We start from the raw sequence: 24,863 nt of genomic DNA, 5'->3' as shown, positions 1-24,863 counted from the left end.
TGCTCCTAATGGACAAGCGTGACGAGGGAGGCGCCGAAGGTGTTGTTGGCGCCGCCGAAGATGAAGTCTTGTTCGCCGGCGTCGAGCGTCACGAAAGTTTCGAACTCGCCGATGAGTGCCCGGCAGTTGCCGGTGCACTGCACCGAGGCCGGGCTGAGGTTGTTGTGGGACGTGCTGCTGAAGTTCCAGCCGACGACCTTGAAGGCCGCGAACCCGATGATGTGATACCAGCCATTCGTCCCCTGGCCGCCGACTCTGTCATATAGCGGCAGCAGGACGGTGGTGCCGGCAATCTGCTGCAGCATGTTGGTTTGCTTGCAGGAGGACGGCACGTCGTTACCCGAATCGCTGGCGACTTCAGGATCGACGGGGAAGCCCGGAAGGCCGGTCGCGCCGAGGTTGATCTTGGCTTGGCACGGACTGGCCGGATCTTGCTTCAGCCAGCCGAAGCCTCCCGGAATCGTGTAGGCCGCCCCCGTGCTGCCCGGAACCGTTGAGCTGGAACATCCAGCAGGTGTCTGCCCGTTCGGGTTGAATTCCACCCGCTGCAGGCCGCCATCGAGCATGCCCACGAACTGGCAGTAGGAAATGGCGATGGGGAGGACGGATTTGCCGGCGACGGGGGATCCCCAGCGGGCCCGGGATTCGGTGGTGATGGAGGCGGAGTCGTCCAGGCCGAGGATGGGCGCGAAGTGTTGGGCCAGGAAGTGACCGTCGGAAGACCGCGTGGTGGTGGTGACGGTGGCGGTGGCAGCGGCAGGGTCCACTTGGACGCTGGCGTTGGCCAGGCTGTCGTTCGCGTTCTGGCTGGCGAGCGACGAGGCGAGGGCCGTGAAGTCCGCATCGCAGTGGCCTGCCGCGCAGTTCTGCGCGACAGCCAGCGCGCCGGCGTCGGCGCCGTTCTTCAGCTGGGCGCGCTCGAAGTACAGCGCCCCAATGTCCACGACGACGGCGGCCATGCCGAGCAGGACCACCATGAACAGGGCGGTGGTGACGGCGGTGGCGCCGCGTTCGTCGCTCAGACGCTGCACTGCATGACTCCTTTGCCGGTCAAGGTGATGCTGGCCCCGAAGAGGCCGGACAGAAAATTCATGGGGTAGGCCACGGTGACGGTGGCGACCGATCCCGGCGCGCAGGCGCCGGTGTTGGCGGGGCTGACCGCGATGGTGATCTGGTCGGCCGTGATGGTCGGCGCCAGCGCGGGGGCCGAGGCGATCACTGCCGCCCGGGAGTCCGCTGCGCTGGAGGCCGTGCCGTTGATGGTCATCACGCGCGCCCCGTCCCGTGCCGCTGCGGTGAGCTGCATCTGGGCGTTGTAGACGCGTCCGAACTCGACGATCCCCAGCAGCAGCAACAACAGAACCGGCAAGACCAGGGCGAACTCGACTGCTGCCGCTCCGCGTTCCGATGTCATCCGCTTCATGTCTTTTGTTCTTTCGGGATTTCGTGGCCCGGGACGGCCACCCTAAGCGGCCGTCCCGGATCGTGAGGGGCTGAATAAGCGTGGTCAGAAACCGGGCTTAGACACCACCGGTCGTGGTGGGGGCCTTCACGATGCCCAGCTGGCCGGCGAGGCCGCTAAAGAACGTGCTGAGCTGCGGGCCGAAGATGGTCAGGCCGCCGATGAGGACGACGGCGATGAGGCCTACCATGAGGGCGTATTCGACGGCGGTGGCGCCGGTCTCCTCGCGCTGGAGGCGGTTCTTCACGGTGAAACCGAGGGTCTGAAGGGTGGCGATGATGGAAAGCATGAGAACTCCTGTGCGATTGAATCGCTGGCATCCTGGCCAGCGGCCGGCTGGCACCTCGCCAGCTCTTCAAGAAAATTAGCAAGCCGAAAGCCCCGAAACGGCTGGCTTTTGCCTATCCTGCGACACCTGCCGGGGAATGCTTCCCCGGCTGGGTAAACGATGCACTTTTGCTGCGGTTTAATGGTTTTTCCTGCGGAAAGGTCCGGCACCAGGGACCTCCTCCGTCCGCGCACAAGATGCATGTCGGCCCGTCGAAAGGCCGACGCCGGCCGCCGAAAAACCCACGACGGCCGGCGCACAGGCCCTAGGGACTTCCCGCAGCAACGGGGGAATCAACCAGGGGTCAGGCGGACCGGGCAGCCTCGAGCTGCATCTCCAGGCCGGCGATCAGGGCCTCGAGGCCCAGCCGGAAGGCCGCGTCGGCAGCCGAGCCGGCGGGGCCGGCTTCCTGCGACCGCACGGCGGAGGTGAAGGCCGGGTTGGCCGCGGCGAGCTCGCCCGATTCGAAGATGTCCGCCGGCGCGGTCACGTCGAAGGCCGAACCGAAGATGAAGGACTCCAAAGCCACGATGGCCGGCACGACCTGCGGCTCCGGCCAGCCGGCCTTCAGGAAGCCGGCGGTGACGGCCTCGTACATGGCCAGCGTGTGCGGGGCGCCGGTGACGGGCAGCACCGCGATCACGGGAATCAGCGGGGCGTGGTGGGTGAAAGCGTCGCGGTAGGACCAGGCCCAGCGGCGCACGGCGTCCGCCCACGCCAGGTCGGAAAACACGCTCACGTCCACGCCAGCCATCACGTGGTCCTGAAGGAGCAGCAGGACATCGTGCTTCGACGCCACGTGGTTGTAAAGCGCGGAGGGGGCGACGCCGAGGCTGCGCGCCAGGGCCGACATGGTGAGCCCTTCATAGCCGCGCGATTCGATCAGGCCGAGCGCCGCCGTCGTCATCAGTTCCTTGGACAGCAGTTTCTGCACGGGGCGGCCGGCGGGGCGGTTCCCGTTACGGACGGAGGCGTCCTCGCCCGCTGGGCGTGCTGTTACCACGGGCTCCTTCTTCCCTCGGCCGTGCGGGCCGCGGCGGTGCGGCCTGTAGGGCCATCCTACGCAACGGTTTTCAAAAGGCTGTGGCACGGGTTACAGTGTTGTGGCTAAATGAATGACATTCATTTAAGCGGGCGGGGCTAGGCACTCATGCGACCGGACCGCCACGGCACGAATGGGAGTGGAACACAGTGAGCAAGTTGAAGCGGGACGTAGTAGTCATCGGCGCCGGGCCCTCCGGGCTGACCGCGGCGCGGGACCTGAAGCGGGCCGGAATGTCCGTGGCCGTGTTGGAGGCGCGTGACCGCGTGGGCGGCCGCACCTGGACCGATGTGGTGGACGGAGCCATGCTCGAGATCGGCGGGCAGTGGGTTTCGCCGGACCAGACGGCCCTGCTGGAACTGCTGGATGAGCTGGGGCTGGAGACCTACAGCCGCTACCGCGACGGCGAGAGCATCTACCTGGACGCCACGGGCGAAGCCAAGCGCTACACCGGCGCCATGTTCCCGGTCAGCGCCTCCACGGAGTCCGAGATGAACCGGCTGATCGGGCTGCTGGACGCCCTGGCCGCGGAGGTCGGCGCCGAGGAACCGTGGGCGCACCCGAAGGCCCGCGAGTTGGACACCATCTCCTTCGACCAGTGGCTGCGCCAGCAGTCCGCGGACGAGGAAGCCTGCAACAACATCGGCCTGTTCGTGGCCGGCGGCATGCTGACCAAGCCGGCGCACTCGTTCTCGGTGCTGCAGGCGGTGCTGATGGCCGCGTCCGCCGGCTCGTTCAGCAACCTCGTGGACGACGAGTTCATCCTGGACAAGCGCGTGGTGGGCGGCATGCAGGAGGTCTCCGTGCGCCTGGCGGCAGAGCTGGGCGACGACGTTGTGCTCAACGCCCCCGTCCGCGCGCTGCGCTGGAACGACGACGGCGTGACCGCCACCGCGGACGGTGTCACCGTCGAGGCCCGCTACGCCGTGATGGCCGTGCCGCCGAACCTGTATTCGCGCGTCTCCTACGAACCGCCGCTGCCGCGCCGGCAGCACCAGATGCACCAGCACCAGTCGCTGGGCCTGGTGATCAAGGTCCACGCCGTCTACGAGACGCCGTTCTGGCGGGCCGACGGCCTCTCGGGAACGTGCTTCGGCGCCAACTCGGTGGTCCAGGAGGTTTACGACAACACCAACTACGGCGACTCCCGCGGTACCCTGGTCGGCTTCGTGAGCGATGAGAAGGCCGACGCGATGTTCGAACTCAGCGCGGGGGAGCGGAAGGCCGCAATCCTCTCCTCCATTGCCGACTACCTGGGCCCGGCCGCGCTGGATCCGGTGGTGTACTACGAGTCGGACTGGGGATCCGAGGAATGGACCCGCGGCGCCTACGCCTCCAGCTACGATCTGGGCGGCCTGTCACGCTACGGCAAGGACCAGTCGACTCCGGTGGGACCGATTTATTGGTCCTGTTCCGACCTGGCCGGCGCCGGCTACCAGCACGTGGACGGCGCAGTGCGGATGGGCCGCGGGACTGCCGCCCGCATCCTCGAAGCACACGCGGCCGACGCCGGTGAACTCGTCCCTGCCGCCGGCCGGAAGGGCTAGGCATGCGACGCTATGTTGTTGCCTACACCGCCACGGACAGCGGACGCGAAGCGGTCAACCTCGCGACGGCGCTGGCCCGCCGGCAGGGCGGCAGCCTCGACCTGGTCATGGTGCTGCCCGAATCCTCGCCCTACTCGGGCGCCTATCCGCGGCCGGAATCCGGCTTCGGCGGGATTCTCTCCGAACAGATCCAGCAGTGGCTGGCCGAGGGGCTCGAGATGGTGCCCGACGACGTTCCGGCCCGCGCCCATGTTCGCCCCGCCGATTCCAACGCCGAGGGGCTGATTGCCGCCGCCGAGGAATTCGGCGCGGCGCTGATCGTGATCGGCGCCGGGCGCAACAGTGTTTTCCGCCGCTTCAGCGTCGGCACCGTCGCCAGCGGACTGCTCCACGCGTCCACGGTCCCCGTGGCGTTGGCGCCGCGCGGCTACCGGCGCACCGAACCCGTCTCGCGGATGACGGTGGGCATCGGCAACCGGGTGGGGTCGGACGAGGTCATGCAGGTTGCCGTGAACGCCGGCCATCGGCGGGGCCTGGACCTGCGGCTGCTCTCGCTGGTGCCGCTGGATTCCTCCGACGCGGACGCGATAGTCCGTGCCGAAGCGCACGTGAAGGAACGGCTGGCACAGGCAGAAGCTGTGCTGCCCGGCCGGGTGACCGCCGGCGTCGCTGAAGGCCGTTCGATCGAAGACGCCATCGACGCGCTGGAGTGGGACGAAGGCGAAGTGATGCTGATCGGCTCCAGCCGGCTGGCGCCGCACAACCGCATGTTCCTCGGGGCGACGGCCAGCAAGGTGCTGCGGGCGCTGCCGGTTCCCATGCTGGTGGTCCCGCGCGGCTACGTGGGCGCCGCACAACTTACCGACGATCCGGGTCAGCCCAAGGGCCCTGAACATTCCGACGGCGCCGGCCGCAAGGAGGCATGACCATGACCAGTACCATCACCAATGCCGGGAGCACCGCGGGCGGCCTGAGCCGGAAGGGCCTGAAATCGGGTTCGGTCGGCCTGCTCGGCGCCGTCGTCATCGGCGTCTCCTGCATCGCCCCGGCGTATACGCTGACCGGGGCGCTCGGCCCCACCATCGCCGAGGTCGGCGTGCACCTGCCCGCGATTTTCCTGGTGGGCTTCATTCCGATGCTGCTGGTGGCCCTCGGCTACCGCGAGCTGAACAACGCCATGCCTGATTCCGGCACGTCCTTCACCTGGGCCACCCGTGCCTTCGGTCCCTGGGTGGGCTGGATGGGCGGCTGGGGGCTGATCGCCGCAACGGTGATCGTGCTCTCCAACCTGGCGGCGGTGGCGGTCGACTTTTTCTACCTGATGCTCGCCCAGCTCACCGGCAACGCAGCGCTTGCCGACCTGACCAACAACCTGCCGCTGAACATCGCCACGACCTGGATCTTCATCGGGCTGGCCTGCTGGATCTCGTACCGCGGCATGGAAACCACCAAGACCTTCCAGTATGTGCTGGTGGCCTTCCAGGTGGTGGTGCTCGTTTGGTTCGCCGTGGCTGCCTTCGGCCACGTGGCGGGCGGCACGGCGTTCGACGCGCTGGAGATCTCGGCCGACTGGTTCAACCCGTTCGGCGTCGAGTCCTTCTCGGCCTTCGCTGCCGGCATCTCGCTGTCCATCTTCATCTTCTGGGGCTGGGACGTCACCCTCACCATGAACGAGGAGACGAAGGACCCGGAGAAGACTCCGGGCCGTGCCGCCGCGGCAACCATCATGGTCATCGTCGTGATCTACATGACCGTGGCACTGGCCGTGCTGGCTTACGCGGGCGTGGGCACCGAAGGCCTGGGCGCCGGCAATCCGGAGAACCAGGAGAGCATCTTCGCCACGCTCGCCGGCCCGGTGATGGGACCGTTCGCCATCCTGATGTCCCTGGCCGTGCTGAGCAGTTCGGCGGCGTCGCTTCAGTCCACCTTCGTCTCGCCCGCCCGGACCATGCTCGCCATGGGCCACTACCGGGCGCTGCCGGCCGGATACGGCACGATCAGCCCGAAGTACAAGTCGCCCAGCTACGCCACCGTCGCCGCAGCAGTGGCGGCCGGCGGCTTCTACACCGTCACCCGGGTGATGTCCGAGAACGCGCTGTGGGACACCATCACCGCGCTGGGCATGATGATCTGCTTCTACTACGGCGTCACCGCTTTGGCGTGCGTCTGGTACTTCCGGGCCGATGCCTTTGCCTCGCTGCGCGGATTCGGGCTCAAGTTCCTGGCGCCGCTGTTGGGAGGCGTCATCCTGCTGGTGATGTTCGTGCAGACGGCCGTGGACTCGATGGACCCTGCCTACGGTTCCGGTTCGTCGATCGGCGGACTGGGCCTGGTGTTCGTGCTCGGCTGCGGCGTGATCCTGCTCGGGGCGGTGCTGATGGTGCTCATGTATCGGCGCAACCCGGAGTTCTTCCGCGGCGCGACCCTGCGCAGGGGAGTGGCAGCCGACGACCTGGCGGACCGCGGCTAAGCGAAGAGGACAGCCATCCTGTAGGAACCGTCGACGGCGGTGCCTCCCCCAAGGCGGGGCGGGCACCGCCGTCGTGCTTTCCGCAGTGCTTGCGGCGGCGACGGCGCGGCAGGCGCTGCGGCGGTCATGGCCTCGGCTCGGGCTGGTGGCTACAGTGGCACAAAGTCGACTGGAGGTACCCATGAGCGCAGCGCACGACTACACACCGGACTCCGTCGCCGACCTCGCCTCACAAAACGGGCTGACCATCGATCCAAAGTCCGTCAGGTTCAACGAGGCAGGGCTGGACTACCTGGTGGCCTATGCGACCGCCGACGACGGCAAGAGGTGGGTGCTCAGGATTCCGCGGCGGCCCGACGTCTCATCGAAGATAACTGACGAGGCCAAGATCCTGAACCTGGTCAAGAACAGGATTTCCGCCGCCGTGCCGGACTGGCGGATTCGGAACCGCAGCTTGGTTGCCTATCCGGAGCTGCCGGGCGAGCCGGGCTTGACGCTTGAGGACGGGGAACCCGTCTGGCACTTCGACCGCGAGTCGCCGGCCTACTGCGCGTCGTTGGGTCGCTTGATCGCCCACCTGCAGCGCATCAGCCCGGACGAGGCGCGCCAGGCCGGCATCCCGGCGTTCACCGCCGCCGAGGTGCGTCAGGAGATGCGAACCAACCTGGCCAAAGTGAGCTCGGAGTTCCGGGTGGCGGCGGACCTGATGCGACGGTGGGAAGCCTGGCTGGACGACGACAGCTATTGGCCGGACTTCACCGCTTTCAGCCACGGTGAGCTATACCCGGCCCATCTGCTGCTGGACGAGAACGCGGAGATCCGGTCGGTGCTGGACTGGACGACGGCCAAGGTGGGGGACCCGGCGCTGGACTTCAGCCTGCACTGCATGATGTCCACGCCCGAGGCGTTCGAACTGACCGTGCGGGCTTTCCGGGACGAGGGCGGCCGGGTGCCTCCGCGGCTGGCCGAGCACTGTGCCGAACTGGTGTCGGCCGGTCCCATCAACTACGGGTTGTATGCGATTGCCACCGGCGACCCGGACCACCAGGCGGCAGCTGCCGCCCAGTTGGACCCCTCCGGGGGCTGACCGGCAACGGCAAAGCTTCGCCCGGGCAGGAGCTGCCGTCGGGCAAGAATAATGGCCGGCGCCCGTTCGCTGACGCCGGCCATTGGAATGTGGGGCCGCTATTTCCTGCGGCCTTTGCCCTTCTTGAGCGGATTGCCCTTGGCCAGCGGAGGGGCGGTGCAGGTCGTTGTCGCTGCGGCGCCGGCCGCCCGGAATCTGGCGACGCCGGGCTTTTCACCGCGCGGTGCCGCCGCTGTTCGGGCGCTGTGCATGGCAGAGGCGTCGCCTGCCGCCGGCGCAGCGAGTGCGGACATCGGCCGCGCCCCGCCGTCGTTGTTTGCGGCTTCAAGCTGCAGCCGGGGAGTCGCTGCGGGCAGCGCAGCAAGGCCGCTGCCGGCCACCGGCGCTATGCTGCTGCCCGACGCCGGGGCAGTCGCGTTCGGTGCCAGGCTGCCGGGCACGGCCGGAACCGGCCCGATGTCTTCGGGATACTCGAACAAAACCTCGGCGAACCTGTCGGCGTAGCCCAGCCGCTTGACGATCAGCCAGACGGAGGCACCGACGATGACCATCGTGGCGATGACCGCGATGCCAGTGCCGTAGATCCGCAGCAGCGCGTTGACCGGAGAGAGGGCGTGGACAGGTGCGGTGTCCAGCAGCCAGACGATGGACCAGAACACCGCAGTGCCGGCCAGAGTCAGCAGCGGGAACAGCAAACCGGCGGTACGTACTTTCTGTGTCAGCAGCTGCCGGGTGGCGGTCAACCGTGTAGAAAGCGTGTGCAGATCGTGTTTGCCACCTTGCTCAAGAGCCTTCGATGACATCGCCGGTCGTGTTCCTTTCTGAGTCGCTTCGGGGGGATGCGTCGCCGCGCAGCAATTGCTCGGCGAAGCGGGTAAAGAGTTGGGCGAAAGTTTCGCGGTCTTCGGCGGACCAATCCGCCAGGATTTCATCGACGACGGCCGCGCCGGCCTTGCCGATGTTCCGGTGCATCCGCCGTCCGGCCGTGGACGCCGTCAGCAGGGTGGCCCGGCCGTCGTCCGGATCGGCCTGCTTGTCCACCAGCCCTTTGTCCTCCAAGCGGCGGACTTGGGGCGTCATGGTGGATTTGTCCACGCCCTGCTGCGTGGCCAGTTCGGAGACCCGGACGGGGCCGTTGTCGTCGATGTACTCGAGCAAGGCCACGTCGGTGGGCGTCAGGCCCACCTCGCGCGGATCGAACAGCTGTTTCCGCGTCTCCGCATGGGACGCCCAGCGCACCACTTGAGCCACGGCGTCACGGATCATGACGCCCGGATCGGGCTGTCTGCGGGAGCTGGATGGCATGGTCCAAGTTTACCCGTTTCCGTTTGGTTTTGCCAATCAAACCAATTGGGCGCTTTCGAGTGGTCTCCGGCACCGGGTTCCAGCGCCCGGAACCGGGAAATACCGCCGGGACTCACGGTTGCGTGGTCCTGGCCAAGGGCCCGACGACGGGTGGCGGATCCGGGCGCTTTGCGAAGGGTTTGACGGCGGCCCACCAAGCCGTTTCGCAGAGCCAGAGCAGCAGGGCCCCGGCCGCGGCTGCCGCCAGCACGGGGGAGAACAGGGCGAAGGCGGGAGCCAGGACGGCAACCACCGCCCAGTCGCGGCTCCAGGTCAGGCAGAGCGCGCCGGTCAGGAGGACAGCTGCGGCCAGGGGCACCAGGCCGGCGCCGGTTGCCGCGAGCACGACGCCGGCCAGCAACCCGATGGCTCCGGCGCCCACGGACACGGTCAGCAGCCGGCCGCGGGCGCCGGCATGCTCAAGGTAAGCCTGTACCGTCACCACCGCCCACATCAGCCGGGCACGCAACGCGGCCACCCCGGTGTCCAGCAGTGCGCGGCGGAATTCTTCGTCGTAGATGCGGCGCAACTCCAGCGCCTGATCGCTCGGCAAGCGGGCGCACATCGTCGTGCGCTGATCATGCAGCAGGGCCGGAGCCGTCTGCCGGCCGTAGCTGGCGATGAGTCCCCACATCCAGGTGGGCACGGAGGCCAGATCCGTGGAGTTGTGCCTCAGCCCGGCGGAGAGGTCGTGCGGCTCGATCCGGACGATGGCGGAGGTTGTTTCCGCCTGGTAGTAAATCGGCGCCGCCAGTTGGAAGCATCTCTTGGTGCGCTGGACCAGGTGGATGGCCGTCAGCGGTTCGGTGGCGGAGGCGTCCTGGTAAAACGGCATGCGGCCAGTCTTACATTCGGGGCGGACGTTCGCACGGGCCCGCCGCGGAATTGGCGGCTGGTGAGCCGGTCCCGCCGCGGCCGCGGGTCCCGCCCGGTGGTTACCTTCACCGCGGCGGGCGTGGCACACTCGTGCCATGAGCCCCGTGAGCCGCAAGCGCAAGCCTAAGAAGCTGAAGAACAGCCGGTTTGGTGGCCGGCAGGGCGGGCCCGCCAGCGACCCGCTGCTGGACCTGTACCGCGAGTTGGAAGGGCCGTTTGCGGACACTCTGGACTCGCCCAGCCCGATCGAAGCCCATTCCCTGGGCGGTTATCTGCTGGATCTGTGGGACACTGCCGACGCGTCGGGCCAGCAGCGCCGCCACGAGCTGTTCTACGCCTGGCTGGACCTGGCCGAGGACCAAACCGGCCCCGGCGCCGTGCCGATGCTGCGGGCGCTGGCCTTCCTGATCGATCGCCCGGACATGCGCCGCGACGCCGAAACCCTGGCCGACCGGTTGGTGGCCGACGGGTTCACCGAACCGGAATGGGCCAAGCATCCGGTGGCCGTGACGGCCCTGCACCGTTATGCCGATGCCTACGGCGACGAAGCCAACATGCTCTTCGAGTTCACCACCGGCACCGAGAAGGTGGGGCTGCTGGCGCTGCTGGACGGCAACACCTTCGGCGGCACGGTGATGGAAACCGGACTCGTGGACGATCCCACCGCGGCGCTCAGGGACCTGAACGCGGACGCCCAGGAAGCAGGGCTGGTGCTCGACGCCGACGCAGACCTGACCGGCACCGCGCTGGACGCCTGGGAAGGCCTGGACGCCTCGATGGACCTGCCGGAGCACATGGTGGACGAAGACTTCGGCGCCCGCCGCTGGGTGGCCCAGGCGTGGCTGCGCACCATCATCGAGCTCGCGGACGACACGGAGGACGAGAGCGAAGACTGGCTCTCCGACGAGGACTACGCCGAGCTCGACGATGCCGAGGCAGGGGCAGGGGCAGGGGCAGGGGCAGGGACCGGGGCCGCGGCGGGGCCGGGGCCGGGGACCGAGGCCGCGCCCGCCACCGGCACGCTGCCGTCCGGTGACCGCGAACCAGGGCCCGCCGCCCGGGAAGAAGAAATCGAGGCGATCCGGCAGGAGGAAATCGAGGAGTTGGCCGCCCGCTATGTGCGGGAGACCGGGCGCGATTCGGCCGCCGAACTCGGCATGGTGAACCTGGTCCTTGGCTACGGCTGGGATTACGACGGCGGACGACTCACCCGGGTGAGCCCGGTCAAGCTGGACCTGCTCAGCGAGACCGTGCTGGCCGAAGGCGGACTCGAGCCGGTTGATCCGGGCGAGGTGACAGCCTTCCTGCACCGCTGGGTGGACTGGTGCGCCCCGCGGGAGGAACTGTCCGCGCATGCGGTGGCCTTCCTGCACCGCCGCCTGGACGGGGGCTAGGAACCGGTCAGCTCCACGGCCGCCGGCGGCCCCTGCCCAATAACTCGTTTGGCGGCATGACCCGGAGCGGGTGCGGTCAGGAGCGCGCGGCGGCCAGCGGGTCAGGGTCCGTCCGGTAGCCGAGCACCAGATCGGCGTCCAGTTCCACCGTCTCACCGTTGGCGATGTAGCCCCAAGGTGATCCGTGGAGAAGGCTCAACGTGAGCCTCAGGATGGTGCCGTGGGCCACCACGACGATGTTGCGGCCCGGGTAGGTGCGGAGCACTTCCTGCAGGCCGGCGATGCCGCGGGCAGCCACCTCCCGCTCCGGCTCGGCCTGCCGCATGAGCTGGTCGATCTCCGGCCGTTCCAGGCCGCGCAGCACGGTGCCTTCGATTCCGCGGTAATCGCGCTCCGAAAGATCAGGAACGGTTTCCGCCAGCTCCAGGCCTACCTGGCTGCCGATAATCCGGGCGGTCTCCATCGCGCGTCGCAAAGGCGAGGACACGAGGCCGTCCCATCCCCTCTCGGAGAGCGAGGCGCCGGCGTCCAGCGCCTGCCGTCGGCCCACGTTGTTAAGCGGCACATCCGTATGCCCCTGCAGCCGGCCTTCGGCATTCCAGTCGGTCTGTCCGTGACGTACCAGTGCCAGCACTTTTCCCCTTTTGCCCGGTGAACGGGACGGTTCCCACAGCGATTTATCCCCTCATCAACCTTAGCCCGGCGGCGGTGCACGGCGGCCCGGATGCGGCTTCTGAAGGCGGCGGACCTCCCGTGCGCACCGGACTGAACGGCGTGGGGAGCACGGGCGACCAAAAGGTAAACGTTTTATGAGAAAGCCCTCATGCGGCTGTCATGTTCGTTTCATCGCGGGTGTGTTGACTCAATCCTGACGCACCCACCACCGAAGGAGCAGGCCATGACCATCACGGATTTCCCAGTAGGCACCGCCGGAACATCAGGACTCGAAGCACTCGGAACACCTGCCGCATCGGCGGCAGGGGTAGCGGAGGAGGTTTTCCGCACGGCAGCCGCTCCGGCAGACCCGCAGCGGCTGCGCCGGGCCAAGAAGGCGTACACCACCAGGTTCCTGGCCGAGCGCCTCTGCCTCGACGCCGCCGGCTACGAATTGCTCGATGCCGAGCCGGCCGCGGGCGACGTCGTGCTGGCCCGGGTGGTGGAACTCGGCAAGCACACCCGCTTGGAGAGCCCGGCCTCGCGGCGCCAGGCCATGTTCGTCGGCGACGAGATCCTGGTGGCTTACGGCAACCGGTACGCGCCGGACCAGTTCCTGGCGGTGGTACCCGGCGACCTGTCCGAGTGCTCGCTGGTGGCCGGAGGCGGCCTGGCGGCGCGGGTGCTGGAACAGCACGCCGACATCGACATGGCCACGCGCATCCAACCCATCGGCCTGCTGGCGCGTGACGGGCGAGTGGTCAACTTGGCCGATCTGGCGCCGCACACGATCAGCGCCAACACCGTGCTGCCGGGACGGCCGCCGGTGATTGCGGTGCTCGGCACGTCGATGAACTCCGGCAAGTCCACCACGCTTGGCTGCCTGGTCAGGGGCCTGACCTCGGCCGGCCTGACCGTGTCCGCGGGCAAGGCCACCGGCACGGGCGCGGGCAACGATCCGCTGCTGTTCGCCGATGCCGGAGCGGTGAAAGTGCTCGACTTCACTGACTTCGGCTTCCCCACCACCTACCTGCTGGACTACGAGCGCGTGCGCGGCCTGCTCACCAGCCTGATCGACGCGCTGACCACTTCCGAGACCGACGTGGTGGTAGTGGAGATCGCCGACGGCGTCTACCAGGGCGAAACTGCCCGGCTGCTCGCGGACCCGGTGTTCCATGCCGCCGTGGACCACGTGGTGTTCTCCGCGGCGGACGCGCTGGGCGCTACCGCCGGCATCGCGGTCCTGCGCGACGCCGGCGTCAGCGTGCCCGCCGTCTCCGGCCTGCTGACCGCCTCGCCGCTGGCCGCCCGGGAAGCCGCCGGCGTCATTGATGCCCCGGTGATCAACACCTACGACCTGTGCGACCCGGCCACCGCCCTGCAGCTGCTGCCGGAGCGGAAGTAACAGTGACGGCAGGCCAGGCGGCCAAGGCCGCGCCGGCGGCGTGGGATCAGACGGACTCGCCGGGGAAAGCTCCGCGGCCGCCCGACCTGCCGCTGCCCAAGCTGCTGCGCGGCCGGCGCCGCTGGTTGATGGCGGCCCTGCTGGGGACCGGCCTGTTGATGGCCGCGGCCGCCGGGGCGAGCGCGCTGTTGATGACCCGGCTGCTGGGCGGCACCGCGCCGGACGCGGCCGGCATCCTGCCGCCCGCGCTCGGCCTGGCCGCCGCGGCGCTGGGGCTGGGCGGACTGCGGGCCGTCGAGCGCGTCCTGGCAGAGAAGCTCGGACAGGACTACATCCACGAGATCCGCAAGGGTTTGGTGGCCTCCGCCCTGGCCACCGACCGCGGTCCGTCGCCGGGGGTGACCATCGCGCGCAGCACCAACGACCTCTCCAGCGTCCGGAACTGGATCGCGCTGGGCATCGCGCCGCTGGCCGTCGGCATCCCGCTGATTGTGGGAACCGCGGCGGCACTGTGGTTCCTGTCCCCGGTGCTGGCGTTCGCCGTCGTCGTGCCGCTGGTGCTGCTGGCCGCCGGGCTGGCGCTGCTGTCCCGACCGGCGTTCCACCGTGCCCGCGAATTGCGGCGCCAACGGGGACGGCTGGCCGCCCGGCTCGCGGACACGGTGATTGCCGCCGGCACCATCCGGGCCGCCGGCGGCGAGGCCCGGGAGGTCAAGCAGATCGACAAGGCCGGGCGGAAGGTGGTGGATGCGGCCGTGCACCGCGCCGCTGCCGCCGGTCACATCCGCGGGGCGGCGGCAGCGGCCGCCTCGCTCGGCAGCGCCGCCGTGGCCGCCGTCGGAACCTGGCAGGCGGTGCCCACCGCCAGCATCGCCGCCGGGCTGACCATGGTGGGGATGATCTCCGCGCCCGTCACGGACATGGGCCGGGTGGTGGAATACCGGCAGAACTTCCGGGCCGCGCGGCGCATTCTCGGTCCGGCCCTCGCGGTGGCCGCTGCGGCGCGGGATGATCGACGGCGTCGCTCGGCCGCCCGGTCCGGGACCCGTCCGGCGACCACGACCGGGACAGCGTCGGCGCCGGGCGCACCTTCGGAGGCTTCCACCCCGGCGGATTCCCACGCGAACGGGGCCGTGCTGGTGGACGGCCTGGCCGCGTGCCGCAACTGCCCGGCGCCGCCCTTGTCCGCCGGCCCGGGCGCGCGGGTCCGGATCCGCTCCGCCGACCCGGCGGCCGAGACCCGGGCACTTGAGACACTGGTCGGCATCCGCAGCGACCCGCACGCGGTGGCCATGGTGGGCGGCCGGCATCTGCTGGAAAGCGGCGGCCGCACCCGCCGGAAGCTGGTGGGGTACGCCGCCGCCGGCATGTACGTGGAGCGCGGCTCAATCGCCCGCAGCGTGCGGTACCGCCGGCCCGACCTCTCGCCGGACGACGGATCGGCGGCCCTGGAACGCGTCGGCCTCGCCGGCCGGATCGGGCAACTGGAGCGGGGCGAGGAGACCCAGCTCAAGCGCGGCGGCGAACCGTTGACCACCTCCGAGCTGGCCCGGCTGATGCTGGCGAGGGCCTCGCTGGGTGATCCGCCGCTGCTGGTCTTGAACCGGCTCGACGCCGATTTGGACCGGCAGGGCACCGCCATGTTGTCGGAATTCATCCGCGACTACCCGGGAGTGGTGTTGTTCGCCTCCGAGCATCCGGATTCGCTGGGCGTGGACCACACGGACTGGAACATTGACTGCGCGCACGCCGGCCTGGACCTGGTCTGGCGCAGGCATGCGGAACGCACGTAACTGCCGGTGGAGGAACACATGCCGGCAGTGATGCGCCGGAGGGGCCCGGCGGCCCTGCCCGCAGCGGCCGGGCGGAAGTGCCGGTTCAGCGCCCTTGCCGGCGGCGGGCGTGAGCGGAAGCACGGCGCCGCATCCCGGGGCGCCGGGGCGGGCGGGGATATCTTTGGTCCGTGGTCAAAGTTGTGGGAATCATTCAGCCGGTGGAAACCAAGGAGTTGTCGGCCGAGGGCGACACGTATGCCGACGCCAAGGCCGCGATCGAAGCCCAGGTGCCCGAAGGCTGGCGGCTGCTGCAGATCATGACGCAGTAGCCGCAGCAGGCGATGAGGCGCTCCCGGGTGCCGGCTACTCGCCGAACAGCCCGCGGATGTCGGTGGCCGTGAGCTTGGAGGAGAACATCGCATCGTCTTCGAGCACCGAGGCGATCAGTTTGGCCTTGCGTTCCTTCAGGGCCATGACCTTCTCTTCGATCGTCCCGCGGGCCACCATCCGGTAGACCATCACGTTCTTGGTCTGGCCGATCCGGTGCGTGCGGTCCACGGCCTGCGCCTCGGTCGCCGGGTTCCACCAGGGGTCAAGCAGGAAGCAGTAGTCGGCTTCGGTAAGGTTCAGGCCGAACCCGCCGGCCTTGAGGCTGATCAGGAACACCGGCGCGTTGCCGCTCTTGAACTTCTCAATGACGTCGGCGCGGCGGCGGGTGGAGCCGTCCAGATAGCAGTACTCGATGCCGGCCGCGTCCAACTGCTGGGCGGTCTTCTTCAGGTAGCTGGTGAACTGGCTGAAGATCAGCGCCCGATGCCCCTCGCCGAGGACGTCTTCCAGTTGTTCGAACAGGACGCCAAGCTTGCTGGAGGGGACCGACGAGTATTTCGGATCCACCAGCGAGGGGTCCAGGCTTAAGAGCCGCAACAGGGTCAGCGACTGGAAGATCGTGAACCGGTTCTTGTCCATGTCCTCGACCAGCCGCAGCACCTTCTGCCGCTCTCGCTGCAGGTGCGTGTCGTAGATCCGCCGGTGCTTGGGCGTCAGCTCCACCTCGAGGATTTGCTCCTGCTTCTCCGGCAGGTCATCGGCCACGGCCTCCTTGCTGCGGCGCATCATCAAGGGTTTGATCCGGCGGCGCAGTTTCTGCAGCAGCTCCCTGTCCTGGCTGCGTTCGATCGGCCGCTGGTACTGGTCCACAAACCGGACCGCGGACGGGAAGAGCCCGGGCGCGACGATGGAGAAGATGGACCAGAGTTCCATCAGGTTGTTCTCCATGGGCGTGCCGGTGATCGCCATCTTGAAGGGCGCGTTCAAATCCCGGGCGCACTGGTGGACCTTGGTGGCGCGGTTTTTGACGAACTGGGCCTCATCCAAGATCAGCCCGGCCCAGTCCATCTCCTTGTAGGTGTCGAAATCCAGCCGGAACAGCGTGTAGGAAGTGACGATGACGTCGGTGTCCGCGGCGATCTCGGACAGCGACCGGCCGCGGCCCTGGGTGTCGGTGATGCTCTCGATTCGGAGGTCGGGGGCGAAGCGCCGGCTCTCGTGCACCCAGTTGGACACCACCGAGGTGGGGGCCACCACCAGGAACGGCCGGGCGCTGGCCGGTTCGCCCTGCTGTTTGGCGTGCAGCAGCAGGGCCAGGGTCTGCAGCGTCTTGCCCAGTCCCATGTCGTCGGCCAGCACGCCGCCCAGCCGGTGCTTCCAGAGGAAGGCGAGCCAGTTGAAGCCTTCGGCTTGGTAGGGGCGGAGGTCCGCGTCCAGCCCGGTCGGCAGCGGGGTCTGCTCCACCGCTTCCAGTTCCAGCAGGCCCTGCACCGATTCGCGCCAGGTGCGCGCCTGCACCGTTTCGGTGGCGACTTCCTCCAGGTCCTCCCAGAGGGACGCCTGGTAGCGGCTGATCTGCAGCAGTTCGCCGGATTCCCGGTCCTGCATGTGGCGGGCTTCGTCCACGAGTTGGCGGAGCCGGTCAAAGACCGGCTGCTCCAGCGACAGGTAGGACTTGTCCACCAACAACAGCCTGGTCTGCCCGCGGGCCAGGGCCTTGAAGATGTTCCCGAACGGGACGGTGCGGCCGGCCACGCGGACCATGACGCCCAGGTCGAACCAGTCGCTCTCGTCCGTCGCCACCGTGCTGATGGTCAGCTCGGGTGCCTCGGTGAGCTCCTCGTACTCGGGCCTGTCGCCGACAATATCCACGCGCACGCCGTCGAGCTGTTCGAGCGCCGGCAGCGCGTAGCGGGTGAAATCCACGGTGGCCATGTCCCGCAGGGTGCGCGCCGCCGTCGTGCCCACGCCCGGCACGGCAGCGGCCGCCTCCAGCAGGTCCTGCTCGGCCGGCAGGTCGCGGTAGTGGCTGCCGTCGGGCTCCTCATCGACCGGCAGGCGCAGCGGTTTGTCCCCGTGGCGGTACTCGAGGTGCCAGCCGAGCTGCAGCACGTTGCCCTTGCGGTAGGACGCGGTCAGCACCAGCGCCGGGGGTACGACCTCCGGGAAGCTCACCGAGTCGTCGCTGCTGACCACGGCGATGCGCTGGCTGAGCACGGGGTAGTAGCGCTCCATAAACTGCTCGACGTCGGCGGCCGGCACGGTCAGCGGCGTGCCGGAGAGCAGCAGGTTCGCTTCCTGCTCGGTCACCGGATGCCCTGTCGGAGCCAGCGTGATGAGGGTGTGTCCATCGACGGCGTAGTGGTAGACGCCATGCGTTCCGACGACGCCCGCAGTCTCGGTGGGCAGTTCCCGCCCGTCGATCCGCAGCGACGGCGTGAGGACCAAGTCGTCGGTCACCGGCCGGGCTTCCGCGGCGGCCTCCGGGGTGGGGGCTTCCGCGGCGGCTTCAGCTGGAGGTTCGGCGGCGGCTTCGGCCGCGGACGCTGCCGCCACGCCGTCGCGGTGGGCGTCCAAACCGATGACGGCCTGTTCCCCAACCTCGACGACGGTGTCCGCCTTGGCACCGATCAGGGCGATGCCCAGCCGCTTGGCCTCGGCAAAGAGTTCCCACAAGAGCGGGCTGCTGAATTCGTCGAGGAAGAGCCAGTCGTTGTCTTCGCCGAAGTAGGTGAGGCCAGTGGCCCGGTGCAGCGGCGCGAACTGGCTGAACCAGCGGTGCTGTTCGGGGTCCAGCGGCAGGCCGTACGTCTTGTAGCTGATGGTGTTCCAGCGCAGCTTGCTGCGGATCCATCGTCCGGTCTCGTTCTGCAGCACGGGACGGACCCCGACGCGCAGCCGGTTGCCGGCCTTGCGGGTCCAGTTCGGACCCGCTGCGGAGGCTTGCGGCAGGGAGAGGCCCGAGGGGCGGTACTGGCGGTCCTCCCGGCGACCCGGCTCCATGAGCTCGAACTGCAGCCCGAGCGGGGACGTGCTTTTCGCCTTGGGCTTTGACGGCTTGCCGGTGTCCTGCCGGGTGGAGTCCGGCTTGCCGCCGATCAGGCCCTCCAACGAATCCTGCCAGTCGGCCGGTCCCGGTTCCGGCTCGCGCGCAAAGGCCTGGCTGGAGATGACGTGCCGGCTGTTGCTGGCCAAGAGCACGGCGGCCACGTGTTTGCAGTCGTCGCCCACCGGGCAACTGCAGGAGGACGATGCCGGGCGCCACTGGCCGCTCTCGCCGTTTTCCAGATAAATCCGGCAGCGGTACGGCAAGGCGGCGGTGCCGATGACCTTGGCAGTCAGCAGCCGGACGGAGGGATCCCAGACGGGTTCTGCAACAGAGCCATCGGAGGCGTAAATCTTGCCGCGGGCAAAGGCGGCGCCGCCCACCAACCGGATGATTTCGCTGACGTCAACCAGCGGAAAAGTGAGAGCGGCCATGGCTTCCATCATCTCACGCTGGAACCGGCGGCCGGTCACGCTGGAACCGTCGTCCGGCACGGGCCGCTGGCGCTGTGGACGGGGGAGGACGGCGGCGGAGGGCAGGCTCCGCCGCCGTCCTGCCGTGAAAGCTACAGGGTCCTGAGGACCTTCGGCTTCTTGTCCTTGGTATCGAGGACCAGCGCCAGTGCGATGCCGAGCAGCCAGACGTCCTTGGCCAAGGGAGTGCCCTCGGAGCTGGGGCGGACGCCGCCTTCGGTGGTCATGTGGGGGGTGTTCAAGTACATGGCCAGCATTGAACCGGAGAAGGCGGTCAGGCCCAGGCCGGCCAGCCGGCTGGGCACGAACGGCAGCAGCAGGGCCGCGCCGAGGGCGATCTCGCCGTACGCGAGCAGTTTGCCGAACTTCTCGGGGTCCATCTCCTGCAACTGGGGGATCGCGCGGCTGCCCATCTCCTGCATGGCCGCGGCACTGTCCCTGTCCAGCTTCCGCTTGCCCAGGCCGGAGTTGAAGATGAACGCGCCGGTGGACAGGCGCAAGGGGATATGGCTCAGTTTCATCGGATGTCCTTCTCCCGTAGGTGGCTGTCATATTCGAGCCTACGGTCCTGCCGCAGTGTCCGCTAGGGCGGGAGCGCGCACGCTGGGGGAAGATTGCCGGGCGCGGTATTCAAGGCACGCTGGCTCCCTAAACCGGCGCTGCCCCTACCTCTTGGCGGCCCGGATCACGCGTGCCACTGGCCCGCTCCGCAACCGGCGCTGCCGCTACTTCTTGGCGGCCCGGATCACGCGTGCCACCGCCCGGCCTGCGATCCAGACCAAGGGGATCAGCACGGCGTACAACGCGACGGTGTTCGGCCGGAACGTGGCGGGTCCGCTGCCGTTGCCGATGTAGGCGCCGAGCGGAACAGCGCCACCGCCGCCGCCACCGCCGGCTGCGCCCTCGGAGTCGCCGCCGCCGCCGAATCCGTAGTAGACCATGGCCACGGGCACCACGGTGTCGCCGCCCACCTGCAGCGGTTCTCCGTAGGTCCGGGCAACGCCCAGGGATTTGAGCTGCTCAGCCAGCCGCTCCGGTACGGACTGCCCGGCCGGCGCGCGCTGCCCCTGCGCCAGGGAGGAGCCATTGTCGGACGGGAAGGAACCGGTTTCTGTGGGCATGGCCACATCCTAGTGGAAGCAGGGAGGGCGTCCACCGGTCCGGGCTCGGGCTGAAGCTTTCACCCGGCCAGAAAGCCAAGCACGCCGCGGGCTTCGAGGTTCAGGGCGCGGCGCTTGACCCTGATGGCCAGCCGGTAATAGTCCAGCAGCTGCTCGCAGAGCACCGGCCAGGTGCGCCCTTGCACCGAGTCGAAAGCTGCCCTGCCCAGCGCCCGGCGCTTGGTGTCATCACCCACCAGGTCCTGGACGTACCCGCGCAGCTGGTCCAACTTCCCGGGCTCGTAGATCCAGCCGGTTCGCGAGGGGTCCACCAGGTCCACCGGACCGCCGCGGCCCACCGCCACCACGGGCACGCCGCTGGCCATGGCCTCCTGGATGGTCTGGCAGAACGTTTCCGATTCGCCCGGGTGTACAAAGAGGTCGAAGGATGCCACATGCCCGGCCAGGTCTTCGCCGCTCTGGAAACCGGCAAAGTGTGCGCCGGGCAATATCTCCTGCAGCTCCTCCTTCAGCGGGCCGGAGCCGACCACCACCAGCCGGGTGCCGGGGAGGTCGGCCAGCACGGCCAGGTCCTCCACCTGCTTTTCCGCCGCCAGGCGGCCCACGTAACCGATGATCCGCTCGCCGTGCGGCGCCACGGATGCCCGCCAGCCGGCGTCGTGCTTATCCGGATGGAAACGGCTGGTGTCCACGCCGCGGCGCCACAGGTGGACGCGGATGCCACGGCTGCGCAACTGCTCCATGGCGAACGACGACGGCGCCAGCGTCAGGGTGGAGGCCTTGTGGATGTTCTCCACCCGCTGCCACAGCAGCTCCTGCAACCATGGCGCACCGTAGCGGGCTGCGTAGGCGGGCACCTCGGTCTGGTAGATGGAGACCGTCGGCAGGCCGAGCTGCTGCGCGGCCTGCACCGCGCGCCAGCCCAGGATGAAGGGCGACGCCACGTGGACCACGTCCGGACGGAAGTCAGCCAGCACCCGGCGGATGCGGGTTACGGTTCCGGCCGCCACCCGCACGTTGGGATAGCCGCGCAGCGGGATGGAGGGCAAACGGTGGACCGGGTAGCCCTCCACCGTGGCCGGGGCGGTGTCCTCCAGCCAGGACGACGCCGGTGCGATCACCAGGACGTCGTCGCCGCGGCGCCGCAAGTGGGCGATCACCTGCAACAGCGACTGGGTGACCCCGTTCATGTGCGGAAGGAACGATTCGGCAACGATAGCTATCCTCACGCCGTCCAGCCTGCCCGCGGCGGGCGACCGGCAGGCAAGCAGGTGTGATCGTGTCGGTGAACGGCGGTCTAACTCCACTCTGGGAGGGTGGTCGGGTGACCATGGGACTCCTGGCGCTGATCACCGGCGCAATCTTCTTCGGTTCGGTGGCCCAGCGCATCGCGGGCATCGGGTTCGCGCTGCTGGTGGCACCGATCCTGGCGATCCTGCTCGGGCCGCACGAGGGCATCATGATGATCAACATCTGCGCCGTCGTCTCGTGCGGACTGATTGTGCCCCGGGTCTGGCAGGAGATCGATTGGACCCTGTTGCTGTGGCTGTCCGTCCCTGCCGCCGCCGGCACGGTTCTGGGCTCCTGGTTCGCGGTGCAGGTCCCGCCCGCAGTGCTGTCCGCCGTCGTGGGCGGCGTGGTGATGGCCGGGCTGGCCGTCGCCGTGGCGTTGGGCCGCGCCCAAGTCACCGTTTCCGGGCAGCTGCCCAAGGTGCTCGCGGGTTTCGGCTCCGGGTTGACCAACGCGCTCGCCGGCGTGGGCGGCCCGACCGTCAGCGCGTACGCCATTCTGTCCCACTGGCCGCCGCGCCGGTTCGCGGCGACGCTGCAACCGTTCTTCCTTCAGCTGTGCCTCATTACCGTCGGCGCCAAGCTGGCGGTGGACCCGGGCAGCGTGCCACACCTGCGGTGGTGGATGTGGGCGGTGATTGTGCTCTCGATCATCATGGGCATCGTTGCCGGCGAACGGCTCGGCCGGCGGCTGCGGGACGAGCACGCCAGGACCGCTGTTGTCGTGCTCGCCTTTTTGGGAGCAGCCGGTGCGCTGGCCAAGGGGCTGGCGGACCTGCTGGCCTGAATGTGGCGCTTTCCGGTATTTTTTCCGGCTGGAAATCGGGGCTGGCTTTATTTCCCAAAGCGGGTATGGTCTTTAGCAAGACATCCCGCTTGAGAAAGAGGAGCACGAATGTCAGGAAAAACGCCGTCACGCGAGAGTGCCAAGAAGCAAGGCAGAAGCATTAAAGAAAAGCGTGCCGAAAAGCGCGAAAAGGCGGTCTTGGAGAACGAAACCGTTCCCAAGCGCCGCAAGCGCTAGCACGCCGGAACCGCCAGGGTCCGTGCAAACGGCAGCGCGATGCGGGGCTGCCGTTCGAGGGGCGCGGACCAGCGGGTCCGGAAGAACCGCGGGAACACGGTTCTTGCAGACTGGCGGAGCCACGGAAAGAGTCCGCGGAATTTGTTTTCCTGCGTTGAATTTCCGTTGAGCGAATATCCGCCTGCCGGGCGGCCGGATTGATCTCAATGTCATCCGGCCGCCCATTCTATCTTTCCAGCACTGTATGAAAAGCAGCCCGAGTATCCCGACGCAATCGAGCTTTTTTGCCGAAGCCACGTCGACGCCCGCCGCCAAGCAGCGCCCGGTGCCAAGCAACGGCCGCTGCCAACAGGGCCGACGCCGGTGGCGTCGGCATCGTCGGCGGCCGCTGGGGGTGTGCCGATGGCCACGGCACCGAGTCGCTGAACGGGCAAGGGCAGCCGGACTGGCACCATAGAAGCAATGAAACTCACGTCGCGACCGGACGGTCAGGCCGGACTGCCGATGCCCCTGTGGCTGCAGGGTGTCTTCGAGTTCTTTCAGTGCGCCCTGCTCTCGGCCATCCTGGTGCTGCTGCCGCTGGTCGGTGTGTGGTTCGCGGACGGTTTCGACGACCGCAGCTTCGATTCGCTCGCCCGGCTCGGTGGCCAGGCGTGGCTGCTGATCCACGGCGTCCCGCTGGAACTGGCCATCCAGACCGGCCCCAGTTCGGCGGAAACGCTGCGCGGCACGTTATCGCTGGTGCCGCTGGGACTCATGCTCGTCCCGTTCTTTCTGTCCTGGCGCGCCGGCCGGCGGCTGGCACGGGCGTCCTATACCGACCAGCTCTGGCAGGCGCTGGTCGGTGCGCTGGGAACGTACGCTGCGGCGGGAGGCGCAACCGCCTACATGGTGCGCACGGACGAAGTGAATATCTCCACTCTGGCCGGCGCGCTCATCCCGCTGTTGCCCGCCGGTGCCGGGCTGATCGTCGGCGCGTACCGGGAGGCGGGGTCCTGGGGGCGGTTGATCGGCGTGGATGCGGCAGCATGGGTGGCACGTACCAGCCAGCACTCACGCTGGGCCGGGTCTTACGTCTGGGCAGCCGTTCGCGCGGGACTGCTGGCGGTAACGGCCGCGGTGTCACTCTCGGCACTGCTGCTCGCCGTGGATCTCGGCCTGCACTGGGCCGAAATGGTGGAGATTTACGAACAGCTCGGCGCGGGCATTATCGGCGGTGCCGTGCTGACGGTGGCGCAGCTTGGGCTGGTCCCGAATTTCGTGGTGTGGACGCTGGCATGGTCCTCGGGGGCCGGTTTCGCTATCGGATCCGGCAGTTCCATCGGGCCGCTGGCCACCACGGTGGGCCCGATGCCAGCGTTTCCAGTACTGGGTGCGCTGCCTACCGGCGAGCTGACCTACGGACTCGCCGCCCTGGCCTTGCCCGTGCTCGCCGGGGTGCTGGCCGGATGGTGGTTCCTGCGCGAGGGCGAGAACCATTTCGACGAATGGCTCTCCATCAAGATCCAAGCCCGCTGGTTCACCGCATCCGGATCCACAGTGGTCCTGGGCCTGTTCGTCGGGTCTGTTGCCGGGGCCGCGGCAGCCGGGTTGGTGTGGCTGTCCAACGGTTCGCTGGGCATCGGGCGGTTGACGGAGATCGGACCGGATCCGCTCTGGACCGCCCTCTGGGTAGGGGGCGAGGTCGCGGTGGGAACGATGCTCGGCTACGCGGTGGCCCCCTGGCTGGAACGCGAACCGGCCAAGTCCCGCAGCCGGAAGTAAAACTACCGGTTCAGCAGATCGTCCAGGTTCAGCAGCTTGTCCTCGTAGGCGGCCAGGCATTCTTCGCGGGCGGATTGCGTGACAGCCATCTGGTTGCAAGCCTCGAAATCGGCGGTCAGCGGCCAGAAGAGCACCTGCGCCAGCGTGGTCAGCAGGAAGAATCCGCCCGCGCCGATGCCCAGCACATAGGTAAGCCGGAGCGAGCCCGGCAGACCGGCGCGGACCGCTTTGACCAATCCCACCACGGCCACCACGACGCTTGCCACGGCCAGCACGGGAGCCACGGCCTTCCAGGGGAGCGGGAGCGCCGTTGCCAGGAAGGTGGAAGCCAGTAACAGCAGCAGCACACGGATGAAAAGCCCCGCGGACTTGGTCTGTTCCTCGGTCGGCGCCGGGCGCGTGTTCTGAAGCATGGGTTTAAGCCTAGGCGA

The 24,863-nt window shown here is 68.5% G+C and carries 24 protein-coding genes; 11 read left to right on the top strand and 13 right to left on the bottom strand.

Annotated elements, in window-relative coordinates; translation table 11 throughout:
* Positions 1–5 precede the first annotated feature (5 nt).
* The 4 genes from AC5RVD_RS07545 to AC5RVD_RS07530 all read right to left on the bottom strand — a co-directional run bounded on the left by AC5RVD_RS07545 (position 6) and on the right by AC5RVD_RS07530 (position 2,793).
* Complete coding sequence (locus AC5RVD_RS07545; RefSeq protein ID WP_494126548.1) at positions 6–1,031, bottom strand: pilus assembly protein TadG-related protein; 1,026 nt, start codon at positions 1,029–1,031, stop codon at positions 6–8.
* Positions 1,019–1,423 carry a TadE/TadG family type IV pilus assembly protein gene (locus AC5RVD_RS07540; protein ID WP_494126547.1) on the bottom strand — a complete coding sequence of 135 codons (405 nt, stop codon included), beginning with the start codon at positions 1,421–1,423 and terminating at the stop codon, positions 1,019–1,021. Before AC5RVD_RS07540 ends, AC5RVD_RS07545 begins: the two co-directional genes overlap by 13 nt.
* A 97-nt stretch (positions 1,424–1,520) precedes the next feature.
* Positions 1,521–1,751: a Flp family type IVb pilin gene (locus AC5RVD_RS07535; protein ID WP_494126546.1), complete on the bottom strand. Its 231-nt coding sequence runs from the start codon at positions 1,749–1,751 to the stop codon at positions 1,521–1,523.
* A 343-nt stretch (positions 1,752–2,094) separates the two neighbouring features.
* The gene (locus tag AC5RVD_RS07530) at positions 2,095–2,793 is read right to left on the bottom strand and encodes a TetR/AcrR family transcriptional regulator C-terminal domain-containing protein (protein ID WP_494111748.1); all 699 of its coding nucleotides are present in this window, start codon (positions 2,791–2,793) and stop codon (positions 2,095–2,097) included.
* Positions 2,794–2,981: 188 nt separating this feature from the next.
* Here AC5RVD_RS07530 and AC5RVD_RS07525 point away from each other — a divergent pair, with 188 nt between their 5' ends.
* From AC5RVD_RS07525 to AC5RVD_RS07510, 4 genes are all read left to right on the top strand, one after another.
* Complete coding sequence (locus AC5RVD_RS07525; protein WP_494126545.1) at positions 2,982–4,379, top strand: flavin monoamine oxidase family protein; 1,398 nt, start codon at positions 2,982–2,984, stop codon at positions 4,377–4,379.
* A gap of 2 nt (positions 4,380–4,381) precedes the next feature.
* The gene (locus AC5RVD_RS07520; protein WP_494126544.1) at positions 4,382–5,305 is read left to right on the top strand and encodes a universal stress protein; all 924 of its coding nucleotides are present in this window, start codon (positions 4,382–4,384) and stop codon (positions 5,303–5,305) included.
* Between the two features lie 2 nt (positions 5,306–5,307).
* The gene (locus AC5RVD_RS07515; protein ID WP_494126543.1) at positions 5,308–6,849 is read left to right on the top strand and encodes an APC family permease; all 1,542 of its coding nucleotides are present in this window, start codon (positions 5,308–5,310) and stop codon (positions 6,847–6,849) included.
* A gap of 181 nt (positions 6,850–7,030) precedes the next feature.
* Positions 7,031–7,936, top strand: a complete 906-nt coding sequence (locus AC5RVD_RS07510; protein ID WP_494126542.1) for a macrolide 2'-phosphotransferase — start codon at positions 7,031–7,033, stop codon at positions 7,934–7,936.
* Positions 7,937–8,034: 98 nt separating this feature from the next.
* Here AC5RVD_RS07510 and AC5RVD_RS07505 read toward each other — a convergent pair whose 3' ends face one another.
* The 3 genes from AC5RVD_RS07505 to AC5RVD_RS07495 form a co-directional block, all read right to left on the bottom strand.
* The gene (locus AC5RVD_RS07505) at positions 8,035–8,739 is read right to left on the bottom strand and encodes a hypothetical protein (protein WP_494111753.1); all 705 of its coding nucleotides are present in this window, start codon (positions 8,737–8,739) and stop codon (positions 8,035–8,037) included.
* Positions 8,720–9,241, bottom strand: coding sequence for a MarR family winged helix-turn-helix transcriptional regulator (locus AC5RVD_RS07500; protein WP_494111754.1), 522 nt, complete (start codon positions 9,239–9,241; stop codon positions 8,720–8,722). The genes AC5RVD_RS07505 and AC5RVD_RS07500 overlap by 20 nt, the downstream gene beginning before the upstream one ends.
* A gap of 112 nt (positions 9,242–9,353) precedes the next feature.
* Positions 9,354–10,115 carry a DUF1353 domain-containing protein gene (locus tag AC5RVD_RS07495; protein WP_494111755.1) on the bottom strand — a complete coding sequence of 254 codons (762 nt, stop codon included), beginning with the start codon at positions 10,113–10,115 and terminating at the stop codon, positions 9,354–9,356.
* A 136-nt stretch (positions 10,116–10,251) separates the two neighbouring features.
* Here AC5RVD_RS07495 and AC5RVD_RS07490 point away from each other — a divergent pair, with 136 nt between their 5' ends.
* Positions 10,252–11,550, top strand: coding sequence for a hypothetical protein (locus AC5RVD_RS07490; protein ID WP_494126541.1), 1,299 nt, complete (start codon positions 10,252–10,254; stop codon positions 11,548–11,550).
* A 76-nt stretch (positions 11,551–11,626) separates the two neighbouring features.
* On the opposite strand, the gene AC5RVD_RS07485 is transcribed toward AC5RVD_RS07490, so the two are convergent.
* On the bottom strand, positions 11,627–12,184 hold the full coding sequence (locus tag AC5RVD_RS07485) for a histidine phosphatase family protein (protein ID WP_494126540.1): 558 nt from the start codon (positions 12,182–12,184) through the stop codon (positions 11,627–11,629).
* Positions 12,185–12,448: 264 nt separating this feature from the next.
* On the opposite strand from AC5RVD_RS07485, the gene AC5RVD_RS07480 reads away from it, so the two are divergent.
* From AC5RVD_RS07480 to AC5RVD_RS07470, 3 genes are all read left to right on the top strand, one after another.
* Positions 12,449–13,609, top strand: coding sequence for a P-loop NTPase family protein (locus AC5RVD_RS07480; protein WP_494111758.1), 1,161 nt, complete (start codon positions 12,449–12,451; stop codon positions 13,607–13,609).
* 2 nt (positions 13,610–13,611) lie between these two features.
* On the top strand, positions 13,612–15,402 hold the full coding sequence (locus AC5RVD_RS07475; protein ID WP_494126539.1) for an ABC transporter transmembrane domain-containing protein: 1,791 nt from the start codon (positions 13,612–13,614) through the stop codon (positions 15,400–15,402).
* A 170-nt stretch (positions 15,403–15,572) separates the two neighbouring features.
* Positions 15,573–15,713, top strand: coding sequence for a hypothetical protein (locus tag AC5RVD_RS07470; RefSeq protein WP_493987837.1), 141 nt, complete (start codon positions 15,573–15,575; stop codon positions 15,711–15,713).
* 34 nt (positions 15,714–15,747) lie between these two features.
* Here the strand turns inward: AC5RVD_RS07470 and AC5RVD_RS07465 are convergent, their stop codons facing one another.
* From AC5RVD_RS07465 to AC5RVD_RS07450, 4 genes are all read right to left on the bottom strand, one after another.
* Complete coding sequence (locus AC5RVD_RS07465) at positions 15,748–19,194, bottom strand: DEAD/DEAH box helicase (RefSeq protein ID WP_494126538.1); 3,447 nt, start codon at positions 19,192–19,194, stop codon at positions 15,748–15,750.
* A 131-nt stretch (positions 19,195–19,325) separates the two neighbouring features.
* A complete protein-coding gene (locus AC5RVD_RS07460; protein WP_494113168.1) occupies positions 19,326–19,754 on the bottom strand; it encodes a hypothetical protein in 429 nt (142 codons plus the stop codon).
* A gap of 204 nt (positions 19,755–19,958) precedes the next feature.
* On the bottom strand, positions 19,959–20,354 hold the full coding sequence (locus AC5RVD_RS07455) for a hypothetical protein (protein WP_494126537.1): 396 nt from the start codon (positions 20,352–20,354) through the stop codon (positions 19,959–19,961).
* A gap of 59 nt (positions 20,355–20,413) precedes the next feature.
* On the bottom strand, positions 20,414–21,583 hold the full coding sequence (locus AC5RVD_RS07450) for a glycosyltransferase family 4 protein (RefSeq protein WP_494126536.1): 1,170 nt from the start codon (positions 21,581–21,583) through the stop codon (positions 20,414–20,416).
* Between the two features lie 101 nt (positions 21,584–21,684).
* Here AC5RVD_RS07450 and AC5RVD_RS07445 point away from each other — a divergent pair, with 101 nt between their 5' ends.
* The 3 genes from AC5RVD_RS07445 to AC5RVD_RS07435 all read left to right on the top strand — a co-directional run bounded on the left by AC5RVD_RS07445 (position 21,685) and on the right by AC5RVD_RS07435 (position 24,432).
* On the top strand, positions 21,685–22,431 hold the full coding sequence (locus tag AC5RVD_RS07445; RefSeq protein ID WP_494113173.1) for a sulfite exporter TauE/SafE family protein: 747 nt from the start codon (positions 21,685–21,687) through the stop codon (positions 22,429–22,431).
* Between the two features lie 108 nt (positions 22,432–22,539).
* Complete coding sequence (locus tag AC5RVD_RS07440; RefSeq protein ID WP_493978854.1) at positions 22,540–22,668, top strand: hypothetical protein; 129 nt, start codon at positions 22,540–22,542, stop codon at positions 22,666–22,668.
* 462 nt (positions 22,669–23,130) lie between these two features.
* Entirely contained in the window at positions 23,131–24,432 is a 1,302-nt protein-coding gene (locus tag AC5RVD_RS07435) for a cell division protein PerM (protein ID WP_494126535.1), read from the top strand.
* Between the two features lie 2 nt (positions 24,433–24,434).
* Here the strand turns inward: AC5RVD_RS07435 and AC5RVD_RS07430 are convergent, their stop codons facing one another.
* Entirely contained in the window at positions 24,435–24,845 is a 411-nt protein-coding gene (locus tag AC5RVD_RS07430) for a hypothetical protein (RefSeq protein WP_494126534.1), read from the bottom strand.
* Positions 24,846–24,863: the final 18 nt, after the last annotated feature.

This window comes from Arthrobacter sp. THG-b23 (assembly GCF_059091265.1).
Note: the sequence above shows the minus strand (reverse complement) of the source record. Positions and strands in the feature narration are given on the sequence as shown.

Bases quoted from the DNA above. Each gene is read 5' to 3' on its own strand.
- AC5RVD_RS07540 (WP_494126547.1), bottom strand. From the start codon at position 1,423: ATGAAGCGGATGACATCGGAACGCGGAGCGGCAGCAGTCGAGTTCGCC.
- AC5RVD_RS07535 (WP_494126546.1), bottom strand. From the start codon at position 1,751: ATGCTTTCCATCATCGCCACCCTTCAGACCCTCGGTTTCACCGTGAAG.
- AC5RVD_RS07520 (WP_494126544.1), top strand. From the start codon at position 4,382: ATGCGACGCTATGTTGTTGCCTACACCGCCACGGACAGCGGACGCGAA.
- AC5RVD_RS07515 (WP_494126543.1), top strand. From the start codon at position 5,308: ATGACCAGTACCATCACCAATGCCGGGAGCACCGCGGGCGGCCTGAGC.
- AC5RVD_RS07510 (WP_494126542.1), top strand. From the start codon at position 7,031: ATGAGCGCAGCGCACGACTACACACCGGACTCCGTCGCCGACCTCGCC.
- AC5RVD_RS07505 (WP_494111753.1), bottom strand. From the start codon at position 8,739: ATGTCATCGAAGGCTCTTGAGCAAGGTGGCAAACACGATCTGCACACG.
- AC5RVD_RS07500 (WP_494111754.1), bottom strand. From the start codon at position 9,241: ATGCCATCCAGCTCCCGCAGACAGCCCGATCCGGGCGTCATGATCCGT.
- AC5RVD_RS07495 (WP_494111755.1), bottom strand. From the start codon at position 10,115: ATGCCGTTTTACCAGGACGCCTCCGCCACCGAACCGCTGACGGCCATC.
- AC5RVD_RS07490 (WP_494126541.1), top strand. From the start codon at position 10,252: ATGAGCCCCGTGAGCCGCAAGCGCAAGCCTAAGAAGCTGAAGAACAGC.
- AC5RVD_RS07480 (WP_494111758.1), top strand. From the start codon at position 12,449: ATGACCATCACGGATTTCCCAGTAGGCACCGCCGGAACATCAGGACTC.
- AC5RVD_RS07465 (WP_494126538.1), bottom strand. From the start codon at position 19,194: ATGGCCGCTCTCACTTTTCCGCTGGTTGACGTCAGCGAAATCATCCGG.
- AC5RVD_RS07460 (WP_494113168.1), bottom strand. From the start codon at position 19,754: ATGAAACTGAGCCATATCCCCTTGCGCCTGTCCACCGGCGCGTTCATC.
- AC5RVD_RS07455 (WP_494126537.1), bottom strand. From the start codon at position 20,354: ATGCCCACAGAAACCGGTTCCTTCCCGTCCGACAATGGCTCCTCCCTG.
- AC5RVD_RS07445 (WP_494113173.1), top strand. From the start codon at position 21,685: ATGGGACTCCTGGCGCTGATCACCGGCGCAATCTTCTTCGGTTCGGTG.
- AC5RVD_RS07440 (WP_493978854.1), top strand. From the start codon at position 22,540: ATGTCAGGAAAAACGCCGTCACGCGAGAGTGCCAAGAAGCAAGGCAGA.
- AC5RVD_RS07435 (WP_494126535.1), top strand. From the start codon at position 23,131: ATGAAACTCACGTCGCGACCGGACGGTCAGGCCGGACTGCCGATGCCC.
- AC5RVD_RS07430 (WP_494126534.1), bottom strand. From the start codon at position 24,845: ATGCTTCAGAACACGCGCCCGGCGCCGACCGAGGAACAGACCAAGTCC.